The organism is Enterobacter cloacae complex sp. P2B (assembly GCF_014895985.1).
Taxonomy (GTDB): Bacteria; Pseudomonadota; Gammaproteobacteria; order Enterobacterales; family Enterobacteriaceae; genus Enterobacter; species Enterobacter bugandensis.
The window spans coordinates 22,061-28,828 of sequence record NZ_JADBQQ010000009.1 but is presented as its reverse complement, the minus strand read 5'-3'; the positions used below and the strand labels follow the sequence as shown (position 1 = coordinate 28,828).

The following is a 6,768-nucleotide window of genomic DNA, read 5'->3' as shown; positions in this document are numbered from 1 at the left end:
GAGGCGCATTATAGGGAGTTCTCCGCAGCCCGCAACCGCTAAATGACAGAAAAATGACTGACTGCTGCATTCCCCAGCAAAACCCCGCCTTATACCCTTTTACACACAGAGTTATCCACAGCGCTTCGAAAAAGTGAAAATATGCGAGCGTTGCGCAAACGTTTTCGTTAAAATGCTCGCGCTTAACAAGGAGGCCTCGTCAGGTGTGTTAGATGAGTTTTTCGCTGGAAAATTCATCTAACGCTCTCTGTAATCGTGAAATCCAGGGGATTTACCATGCAACAACGTCGTCCAGTCCGCCGCGCTCTGCTCAGTGTTTCTGATAAAGCCGGTATCGTCGAATTCGCTCAGGCACTTTCCGCACGCGGTGTGGAGCTGCTTTCTACAGGCGGTACCGCTCGCCTGTTAGCAGATAAAGGTCTGCCGGTAACCGAAGTGTCCGACTACACCGGTTTCCCGGAAATGATGGATGGACGCGTCAAAACCCTGCATCCGAAAGTGCACGGCGGCATTCTGGGCCGTCGCGGTCAGGACGACGGCATTATGGAACAGCATGATATCGCGCCTATCGATATGGTCGTTGTTAACCTCTACCCGTTTGCCCAGACCGTCGCCCGAGAAGGCTGCTCTCTGGAAGATGCGGTTGAGAATATTGATATCGGCGGTCCAACCATGGTGCGCTCCGCGGCGAAGAACCATAAAGATGTGGCCATCGTGGTGAAGAGCAGCGACTACAGCGCCATTATTAATGAGATGGATGCTAACGACGGCTCCCTCACTCTCGAAACCCGCTTCGACCTTGCGATTAAGGCGTTCGAACACACCGCCGCGTACGACAGCATGATCGCCAACTACTTCGGTAGCCTGGTTCCTGCCTACCACGGTGAAAGCAAAGATCCATCTGGTCGCTTCCCGCGCACCCTGAACCTGAACTTCATTAAGAAGCAGGATATGCGTTACGGTGAGAACAGCCACCAGCAGGCTGCCTTCTATATAGAAGAAGAGGTAAAAGAAGCCTCCGTTGCGACCGCTCAGCAGGTTCAGGGCAAAGCCCTTTCCTATAACAACATTGCCGACACCGACGCCGCGCTGGAATGCGTGAAAGAGTTCAGCGAGCCAGCCTGCGTTATCGTCAAGCACGCCAACCCGTGCGGCGTTGCGGTAAGCACCTCTATTCTGGATGCCTACGATCGCGCCTACAAAACCGACCCGACCTCCGCATTCGGCGGCATCATCGCCTTCAACCGCGAGCTGGATGCCGAGACCGCGCAGGCCATTATCTCCCGCCAGTTTGTCGAAGTGATCATCGCGCCATCCGCGTCCGAAGAAGCGCTGAAAATCACCTCGGCGAAACAGAACGTGCGCGTACTGGTTTGCGGCCAGTGGGCGGAGCGCGTGCCGGGCCTGGACTTCAAGCGCGTGAACGGCGGTCTGCTGGTTCAGGATCGCGATTTGGGTATGGTGACAGAAGCCGACCTGCGCGTGGTGACCAAACGACAGCCGACCGAACAGGAGCTGCGCGACGCGCTGTTCTGCTGGAAAGTGGCGAAGTTCGTGAAGTCTAACGCCATTGTCTACGCCAAAGAGAACATGACCATCGGGATAGGCGCAGGCCAGATGAGCCGCGTTTACTCTGCGAAAATTGCCGGTATCAAAGCAGGCGACGAAGGCCTGGAAGTGAAAGGCTCCGCCATGGCCTCTGACGCCTTCTTCCCGTTCCGTGACGGTATCGACGCTGCGGCTGCGGTGGGCATCACCTGTGTGATCCAGCCTGGCGGCTCTATCCGCGACGACGAGGTGATTGCCGCTGCCGACGAACACGGCATCGCAATGATCTTCACCGACATGCGCCACTTCCGCCATTAATTCCCGGAGCAGAAAATGAAAGTATTAGTGATTGGTAACGGCGGGCGCGAGCACGCTCTGGCGTGGAAAGCGGCGCAGTCTCCGCAGGTTAAAACCGTCTTCGTGGCACCGGGTAACGCCGGTACCGCACTGGAACCCGCGCTGCAGAACGTGGCTATCGGCGTGACCGATATCCCGGCGCTGCTGAGCTTTGCCCAGACCGAGAACATCGATCTGACCATCGTCGGCCCGGAAGCGCCGCTGGTAATTGGCGTGGTTGACGCCTTCCGCGCTGCGGGCCTGAAAATCTTCGGCCCAACGGAAGGTGCCGCACAGCTGGAAGGCTCCAAAGCCTTCACCAAAGATTTTCTCGCGCGTCATAACATTCCGACGGCGGAGTATCAGAACTTCACCGACGTCGAGCCCGCGCTGGCTTACCTACGTGAAAAAGGCGCGCCGATTGTCATCAAAGCCGACGGTCTGGCCGCCGGGAAAGGCGTTATCGTGGCGATGACGCTCGAAGAAGCCGAAGCGGCCGTTCAGGATATGCTGGCAGGCAACGCCTTTGGCGACGCGGGCCACCGCATCGTGATCGAAGAGTTCCTCGACGGCGAAGAGGCGAGCTTTATCGTAATGGTCGACGGCGAGCACGTTCTGCCGATGGCCACCAGCCAGGATCACAAGCGCGTTGGCAATGGCGATACCGGCCCCAACACCGGCGGGATGGGCGCTTACTCCCCTGCTCCCGTTGTTACCGATGAGGTGCATCAGCGCACCATGGACCGCATCATCTGGCCTACCGTGAAGGGCATGGCGGCGGAAGGCAATACCTACACCGGTTTCCTCTACGCGGGCCTGATGATTGACAAGCAGGGTAACCCGAAGGTGATTGAATTCAACTGCCGCTTCGGCGATCCGGAAACCCAGCCGATCATGCTGCGCATGAAATCCGACCTGGTGGATCTGTGTCTGGCGGCCTGCGAAGGCAAGCTGGACGAGAAAACCTCAGAGTGGGACGAGCGTGCGTCTCTGGGCGTGGTGATTGCTGCGGGTGGCTATCCGGGGAACTACAGTACCGGAGATGAGATCCACGGCCTGCCGCTGGAAGAGATTGACGGCGCGAAGGTGTTCCACGCCGGTACGAAGCTGGCTGACGATGACCGCGTGCTCACCAACGGCGGCCGCGTGCTGTGTGCGACCGCGCTGGGCCAGACCGTGGCAGAAGCACAGAAACGCGCCTATGCGCTGATGGCGGATATTCACTGGAACGGCAGCTTCAGCCGTCAGGATATCGGTTATCGTGCTATTGCGCGGGAGCAGGGGGAGTAATTTCCCCTCACCCTCACCCTAACCCTCTCCCTCAAGGGAGAGGGAACTTAAATCAAAAACTTTTCTCTGTCGGCTGCCAGGTGCAGAAGTCTTCGTTCGCCACCAGCAGCAGCTGAGAGCCTTCCGGCGCCTCAAGCCACGCCACGCTCACTTCCATAGACGAATGCCGCTGACGGCGCTGAATGTGTTCGGTTGCCCAGGATTCAAGCTCAGGCTTTACGGTCTGCCCTTCGCAGGTGGTCACCGTGCCATCGGCATGCCAGCGCCCCTGGCGCAGCACCACGCGGCCCTGGCGCAGCGCGTCGCTGGTCTGACGGAGCTGTTCGGCGCGGTAGCGGTAAAGGGCGACCTGATCGCTGGAAAGCTGCTGTTTCAATCCGCTGACTTCATGCTGCATAAAGCTCAGCTCGCCGTGGTCGTCGAAACGCACCTTCACGTGTTCGGGGGTCTTGCTGTAGATGTTCAGTTCAATCAGCGACAGCGCATCGCCCTGCCAGCGGTACTCTGCGGTCGAGGTGTTGCCGTTATGCCACGGGCTGAACGCGGTAAGCATATGGACTTCATCGCTGGAATCTTTGCGCCAGATCCTGACCGCGCCCTGGTTGTCAGCGTAGCCGCTGGCGGTAAACGGGGGGAGTGAGGAGTCATGGCTACAGGCAGACAGCAACAGTACGCCTGCCAGCGCGAGCGTGCCACGCCAGAATGACAAAAGGGGCGTTGCCGCCCCTTCGTTAAAACTGTTCACTGCCACGCGTCTTACTTAACTGCGTCTTTCAGTGCTTTACCAGAAACAAATGCCGGCACGTTAGCTGCGGCGATTTTGATTTCTTTACCGGTCTGCGGGTTGCGGCCAGTACGCTCAGCGCGGTGGTTCACTTTGAAGGTACCGAAACCAACCAGTTGTACAGCATCGCCTTCTTTCAGAGACTCAGTAATAGCAGCCAGGGTAGATTCCAGAGCAGCTTTAGCCTGCACTTTAGACAGATCAGCCTTGTCCGCAATTACATCAATCAGTTGAGTCTTGTTCATAAGTTATCCTTTCAATGTGTTTATCGCTTGCTAAGCATCGAGTGCGACGAAAATGCCAAAAAAGCACTCTCCTGCATACACGCACCGATAGCCACTTTTTTTCGCCCCCCAAATGTAGACCAGACGGGGGGCAGAAGGGAAGAGTCGAGGTGCGACAAAACAGGCGTTAAATCACGTTTTGTTGTCTCATTGGTTAAAAATTATACCAATATTGCTCTCACCGGCCTCACGCAGGTCCGCGCGCAGCCCTTTGATCAGCTCAATATCACGCTCTTCACACTCTGCCAGCAGGCGGAAAATCTCCCACTGAATGTCCCATTCCTGTTCAACCGCCGGGTTAGCACGCAGCTCTTCGTCGGTCATTTCGCGGCCTTCCTGCGTCATTTCCAGCATCGCGACGGTCGTGATGGATGCCTTACTGACTTCAATGGCGTGCTCCAGCGTTTCACCGCTCAGACGGGAGTGGATCAGCTCGCTCAACGCCACGCAGGCGTCGATAGCCGGATAAACGCCGTACAGGTCGTAATCGTCCGCCGCCGGGATCGCCTCTTCCAGCTTTTCGAGCTGTGAATCGAAGTTCACCTTTGCGTCTTTCACCGTCAGCGTCTCCCAGATCAAATCCAGGATACGTCGATAAATCTGGCCTTCGCCAAACTCCGTTTGCTTACAGAACGCGGCATAGTTGGGATACATGCGCTCGCACAGGCAAGCCATAAACGTCACGTGCTGCCAGCTTTCCAGCTTCTCAAGGCGCAGATGAATCGGGTTTTGTAACATGATGATGTCTCGAATCGAAAATTAGCCGCAGTTTACCTGAATCACGGCTGAATTTCCTGCCAACGAATGAATGCCGGACGTGAAGAGGCAACGGCGTCAGCCCAGCGGGTTGGCTCCGGTAACCGGTAGCCCTTCATGCAGCGCTGCACCCACGCCAGCGCGCTGTCCATGCTCACCCGATGCCCGGTGGCGATAAACAGCGGATTACAGCGCGCTTTACTGCGCCAGACCCACGCCAGCTGCTCGCCTTTATGGATAAGCGGCGCCAGCGCGCCCGGTTCGGCAGAAAGCGGCTCAAACGCGCCGCACAGGCGTTTTTTCGCCACGCCGATGGTTGGCACGTCCACCAGCAGACCAAAGTGGCTGGCGACGCCTAAGCGACGCGGATGGGAGATACCGTGCCCGTCAACAAACAGGAGGTCAGGTTTTTGCGAGAGTTGCTCCCACGCGGCCAGCAGCGCGGGGTATTCGCGGAAGGAGAGAAAGCCGGGAATATAGGGCATGGTGGTGGCGATACGCGCCACCTTGTACTCCATCAGCTCCAGCGACGGGTATTTCAGCACCACCATCGCCGCCCGCGTCACTTCACCGCCCTGCTCGAACCCGACATCCGCCCCGCCAATGTACTGCGGGGGATCCTTATCCAGACGATCCTCGCGGATCACCGATGAAGCCAGTTCGATTTGCTGAGCGCGTAGCGACGCGAGATCCATAACCACTCCTTACTTGTGATACTGGGCAGAAAGCCGATGCACCGCCTCCACAAATACGCCTGCGTGTTCAGGCGGCACATCCTGATGAATGCCGTGGCCGAGGTTAAAGACGTGGCCTTCACCCTGGCCGAAACCAGACAGTATAGTCGACACTTCCTCTTCGATGCGGGCAGGCTGAGCATAGAGCATGGACGGGTCCATGTTGCCCTGCAGCGCCACTTTGTCACCCACGCGGCGGCGGGCATCGGCAATATCGGTGGTCCAGTCGAGGCCCAGCGCGTCGCAGCCGGTTGCCGCCATCGCTTCCAGCCACTGGCCGCCACCTTTGGTGAACAGCGTCACCGGCACGCGGCGACCTTCGTTTTCACGCAGCAGGCCGTCAACGATTTTGTGCATGTAGTACAGGGAGAACTGCTGATAATCACGTCCGGTCAGCACGCCGCCCCAGGTGTCGAAAATCATCACCGACTGCGCACCCGCTTTAATCTGCGCGTTGAGGTAGAGCGTAACGCTCTTCGCCAGCTTGTCGAGCAGCGCATGCAGCGCCAGCGGTTCGGCGTACATCATCTTTTTAATCATGGTGAAGGCTTTGCTGCTGCCGCCTTCAACCATGTAGGTGGCCAGCGTCCACGGGCTGCCAGAGAAGCCAATCAGCGGCACTTCGCCCTTCAGCTCGCGGCGAATGGTGCGCACGGCGTTCATCACGTAGCCCAGTTCGCCTTCCGGATCGGGGATCGGCAGCTTATCGACGTCGGCTTTGCTTTTGATCGGCGAGGTAAAGCGCGGGCCCTCGCCGGTTTCGAAATAGAGCCCCAGGCCCATCGCGTCCGGAATGGTAAGAATGTCCGAAAAGAGAATGGCGGCATCCAGCGGGAAGCGGCGCAGCGGCTGGAGCGTCACCTCACAGGCCAGCTCGGCGTTTTTGCACAGCGACATAAAATCGCCCGCCTGCGCGCGCGTGGCTTTGTACTCTGGCAGATAGCGTCCCGCCTGGCGCATCATCCACACCGGGGTGACATCAACGGGCTGGCGCAGCAGCGCACGCAGATAACGATCGTTCTTCAGTTCGGTCATT

Annotated in this window: 7 protein-coding genes; 2 read left to right on the top strand and 5 right to left on the bottom strand. The window is 58.1% G+C overall.

What is annotated here, in order from left to right; translation table 11 throughout:
• The first annotated feature begins 276 nt into the window (after positions 1 to 276).
• Positions 277 to 1,866 carry a bifunctional phosphoribosylaminoimidazolecarboxamide formyltransferase/IMP cyclohydrolase gene (gene purH, locus IM313_RS08855; RefSeq protein ID WP_028015111.1) on the top strand — a complete coding sequence of 530 codons (1,590 nt, stop codon included), beginning with the start codon at positions 277 to 279 and terminating at the stop codon, positions 1,864 to 1,866.
• Between the two features lie 15 nt (positions 1,867 to 1,881).
• A complete protein-coding gene (gene purD, locus IM313_RS08850; protein ID WP_045261355.1) occupies positions 1,882 to 3,174 on the top strand; it encodes a phosphoribosylamine--glycine ligase in 1,293 nt (430 codons plus the stop codon).
• A 52-nt stretch (positions 3,175 to 3,226) separates the two neighbouring features.
• On the opposite strand, the gene IM313_RS08845 is transcribed toward purD, so the two are convergent.
• The 5 genes from IM313_RS08845 to hemE all read right to left on the bottom strand — a co-directional run bounded on the left by IM313_RS08845 (position 3,227) and on the right by hemE (position 6,767).
• Entirely contained in the window at positions 3,227 to 3,919 is a 693-nt protein-coding gene (locus IM313_RS08845) for a DUF1481 domain-containing protein (protein WP_028015109.1), read from the bottom strand.
• 11 nt (positions 3,920 to 3,930) lie between these two features.
• The gene (hupA, locus tag IM313_RS08840; RefSeq protein WP_002445246.1) at positions 3,931 to 4,203 is read right to left on the bottom strand and encodes a nucleoid-associated protein HU-alpha; all 273 of its coding nucleotides are present in this window, start codon (positions 4,201 to 4,203) and stop codon (positions 3,931 to 3,933) included.
• Positions 4,204 to 4,389: 186 nt separating this feature from the next.
• Entirely contained in the window at positions 4,390 to 4,980 is a 591-nt protein-coding gene (locus IM313_RS08835) for a YjaG family protein (RefSeq protein WP_022646712.1), read from the bottom strand.
• A gap of 41 nt (positions 4,981 to 5,021) precedes the next feature.
• On the bottom strand, positions 5,022 to 5,693 hold the full coding sequence (nfi, locus tag IM313_RS08830; protein WP_048999976.1) for a deoxyribonuclease V: 672 nt from the start codon (positions 5,691 to 5,693) through the stop codon (positions 5,022 to 5,024).
• A gap of 9 nt (positions 5,694 to 5,702) precedes the next feature.
• Positions 5,703 to 6,767, bottom strand: coding sequence for a uroporphyrinogen decarboxylase (gene hemE / locus IM313_RS08825; RefSeq protein WP_010425930.1), 1,065 nt, complete (start codon positions 6,765 to 6,767; stop codon positions 5,703 to 5,705).
• Position 6,768 lies beyond the last annotated feature (1 nt).

Coding starts and splice junctions, on each gene's coding strand:
- purH (WP_028015111.1), top strand. CDS start 277: ATGCAACAACGTCGTCCAGTCCGCCGCGCTCTGCTCAGTGTTTCTGAT.
- purD (WP_045261355.1), top strand. CDS start 1,882: ATGAAAGTATTAGTGATTGGTAACGGCGGGCGCGAGCACGCTCTGGCG.
- hupA (WP_002445246.1), bottom strand. CDS start 4,203: ATGAACAAGACTCAACTGATTGATGTAATTGCGGACAAGGCTGATCTG.
- IM313_RS08835 (WP_022646712.1), bottom strand. CDS start 4,980: ATGTTACAAAACCCGATTCATCTGCGCCTTGAGAAGCTGGAAAGCTGG.
- nfi (WP_048999976.1), bottom strand. CDS start 5,693: ATGGATCTCGCGTCGCTACGCGCTCAGCAAATCGAACTGGCTTCATCG.
- hemE (WP_010425930.1), bottom strand. CDS start 6,767: ATGACCGAACTGAAGAACGATCGTTATCTGCGTGCGCTGCTGCGCCAG.